Origin of the sequence: Actinoplanes sp. NPDC051633, from assembly GCF_040681735.1 — a bacterium.
Taxonomy (GTDB): domain Bacteria; phylum Actinomycetota; class Actinomycetes; order Mycobacteriales; family Micromonosporaceae; genus Actinoplanes.
In genome coordinates, this window is the sequence record NZ_JBFAZH010000977.1 from 1 (window position 1) to 2,970 (window position 2,970).

Sequence of the window (2,970 nt, forward strand, 5' to 3'; positions counted from 1 at the left end):
ATTAGAAAAAGCTTAATCGCATTTCATAGATTGACCTCCCAATAACTACGTGGTGTTATTGGGAGGTCAATCTATTTCATTTGCGTTAAGCTTTCCACGGCCCGGCGGCGCGAGGCCGCGCAGCAGCCGGGTGACGTCGTCCGCGCAATTGAGGACCCGGGCGGTGGACAACGGCAGCAGGGCGTCGAAGCAGCTGCTGTCCGGCACGGTCCAGCAGCCGTCGAAGACCTGGGAGCTGCCCGGTGGCACGGAGACGCCGGACCGCGCCACCGGAGCGAGGAACAGGTCACCGCCCATCCCGGCGCAGCGCTTGGCCTCCGTGCCGACGAACTCGTCGGTGCCGGCCGAGGTGTAGTCGGGTCCGTCCGTCGTCCGGAACCCGCCTTCGAGGGTCCGGATGACCGCTCCGCCGTCGCCGATCACCTCGACCTTGAAGGTGTACGACGTGTTCGAGTCGAGCGGCTCGATGTCGAAGTCCAGCACCGTGTCCGGCCCGCACAGCGTGCACAGCTCGCTCAGCGGGATGTCGTCGGTGTACGGCAGCCCGTCGAGGTACATGCGGTACGCCTCGTCGTTGACCGCGTCCGGACTCCACTGCGCGGTCGCGCCACCCTCGTCGGTGACGAACGTGAAGTCGCCGTTCGGCGGCGGCCCCGTCCCGCCCGTGGTGGTGAAGGAGGCGGTGGCCGGCGTGGCGGATCTGTTGCCGGCCAGGTCGACCGCGACCACCGAGACGGTGTGCGCGGTGGACGGCGTCAGACCGCTGATCGGGTACGAGCGGTTGCCGACAGCCGTCCGGTGTGGTGCTCCGCCGTCGACGACCACGTCGTAGCCGGCCAGCCCGTAGTTGTCGGTGGCCGCGCCCCAGCTCACCGTCGCCGAGGTCGCGGTGACGCCGCCGACGGTCAGGCCCGGCACGTCGCTCGGCGGGATCCGGTCGACCGCGGTGAACGACCTCTTCTGCTGCGCGGTCTTGTGCAGCCGTTCGGCCCGCACGCACAGCGTGTTCTCGCCGAGCTGCGGTGGCCGGATCTTCGCGCTGTACGACTTGAACAGGCCCAGCCCGTGCGGCGGCCCCTTCGTCTCGAAGTCGTCGGTGACCACGTCGTCGATGGAGACGTCGAGCAGGTCGGCCCGCTTGTTGACGATGCCCTCGACGGTGATCTCGCCGTGCTCGTCGACGGCTACTTCCGCGTGCTTCTTCGGCTTCACCACCGACAGCGCGATGAAGGGATAGTTCCGCTCGTGCTCGCATCGTTCGCCGGTCGGCGGCGTTGTCGCGGTCGCCGCGGTGGCCGGCGGGTTGACCAGGCCGACCGTGGCGACGACCGACAGAACGACCGAGATGGACAGTAGAGATCTGCTGGTGCGCATGGTGCTTCACCCCCGGTGCACGAGGGTGACGGCGCGGCCCGGGTTCTGTCCCCGCTCGCGCCGGATCCGTTGCTCAGCTGCGCAACGGCGCCTGCCAGCCGGGCCGCACGTGCCCGACGCGGACGCGCTGGGGATGATCCCCGACAGCCACCGCGGCGACTCGCTGACCGGTCGCGAAGCTGATCGCGGACACCCGGTCGGCGCCGGACTCCGAGATCACGCAATCGCGGCCGTCGCCGCTGACCGTCGCCCAGTACGGCTTCATCGCGGTGACGAGCGGACCCTCCTGCAGCGTGGACCGGTTGAGGACCGTCGCGTAGTCGTCCATCGTGCCCGCCACGCAGAGCTTGCTGCCGTCGGGGCTGATCGACAGGCCGTGGTGCCGCGAGTCGTTGACGAAGGTGTTCCGGTCGTCCGACGTGGCCGGGTTCTTGGGCAGCGTCCTGATGCGGGTGATCCGGTCGGTCGGCACGTCGTACTCGACCACGCCGTTGAAGAACGACACCTGGAAGTACCACTTGGACTCGTCCGGGCTGAACACGGTCGGGCGGACCGAGTCCGACAGGTCGGAGCGGCCGAAGGCGTCGAGGCGCTGGCGCATGTCGACCACGCGTACCGTCTCGAAGGTCCTGGTGTCCACGACCGTGATGTGCCGGTCGCCCTTGGTCCAGTCCCAGATCGGGTCGTCGAGCTGGGTGTTCACCTCGCCGATCGAGCTGTTCCAGAGGTAGCGGCCGTCGCGGCTGTAGACGTTCTCGTGCGGCTTGTCACCGGTCGCGAAGGAGCCGAGCTGCGCGCCGGTGTTGATGTTCAGGACGTGCACGGTGTTCGAGGTGGAGGCGGACACGGCGACCTGCGTGCCGTCCGGCGACACGGCCATGTGGTCGGCCCGGAAGCCGGAGACCGGGAATCGCCAGCGGACGGCGCCGGTGGCCAGGTCGATCGACACGACGTCGGCGAAGCTGGGCCGCGACGCCACCAGCGCGGTGCCGTCCGGTGTGGTGTACATGTCGTCGACGAGCTGGTCGTGGCCCTCACCCGGCCCGCTGCGGATGCCCAGGAAGAACGCGAGCTTGATCGGGTTCAGGTAGATCTCGGCGAGCCGCTGGGCGCGGTCCGGGATGACGTTGAGCCGGCCGAGCTTCTGGTACGCGCCGGAGGACTCGATGACGTCGACGGTGCCCTCCCAGTTGTTGCCGACGAACATCACCTCGCGCAGGGGCGGGGGCGCGGCGGCGGCCGGGCCGGAGAGGATGGGTACGAGCAGAGACGCGGCGACCACGGCCGCTACCGGCTTCCATCTCATGGCTGCTCCAATTGTTACTTTGCGGTAACACATCGAAACATCTCGAAACGGTGATGCGATAGTTCCTCACGTTCAACGAGAGGGCGGGTTCTTGTGGGGCGGACACAGCAGGCGGCCGATCTGGTGATCGATGTGCTGCGCGAGATGGCGGCCGACGAGAAGGTGTTCGACGAGCTGCTGACCGCGGCGCGCGCCGAGTCGCCGGTGGTCGGCCGGCTGCCGGTGGAGGAGGGGCGCCGGCACGTCGCCGTGCTGCTCGCCGCCGGCCTGGCGGCGCTGCGCCGGGGAGC

General features: G+C 68.7%; 2 protein-coding genes and 1 pseudogene. 1 reads left to right on the forward strand and 2 read right to left on the reverse strand.

What is annotated here, in order from left to right; translation table 11 throughout:
* Window positions 1-66 precede the first annotated feature (66 nt).
* Both AB0M20_RS35460 and AB0M20_RS35465 read right to left on the reverse strand, forming a co-directional pair.
* Entirely contained in the window at window positions 67-1,374 is a 1,308-nt protein-coding gene (locus AB0M20_RS35460; RefSeq protein WP_364304893.1) for a fibronectin type III domain-containing protein, read from the reverse strand.
* A gap of 73 nt (window positions 1,375-1,447) precedes the next feature.
* A complete protein-coding gene (locus tag AB0M20_RS35465) occupies window positions 1,448-2,680 on the reverse strand; it encodes a YncE family protein (RefSeq protein ID WP_364304894.1) in 1,233 nt (410 codons plus the stop codon).
* 93 nt (window positions 2,681-2,773) lie between these two features.
* Between AB0M20_RS35465 and AB0M20_RS35470 the strand changes: the two are divergent.
* A pseudogene (locus AB0M20_RS35470) lies at window positions 2,774-2,970 on the forward strand (hypothetical protein); the annotation flags it as partial.

Excerpts from the sequence above, each read along its gene's own strand:
- AB0M20_RS35460 (WP_364304893.1), bottom strand. The coding sequence starts at position 1,374 with ATGCGCACCAGCAGATCTCTACTGTCCATCTCGGTCGTTCTGTCGGTC.
- AB0M20_RS35465 (WP_364304894.1), bottom strand. The coding sequence starts at position 2,680 with ATGAGATGGAAGCCGGTAGCGGCCGTGGTCGCCGCGTCTCTGCTCGTA.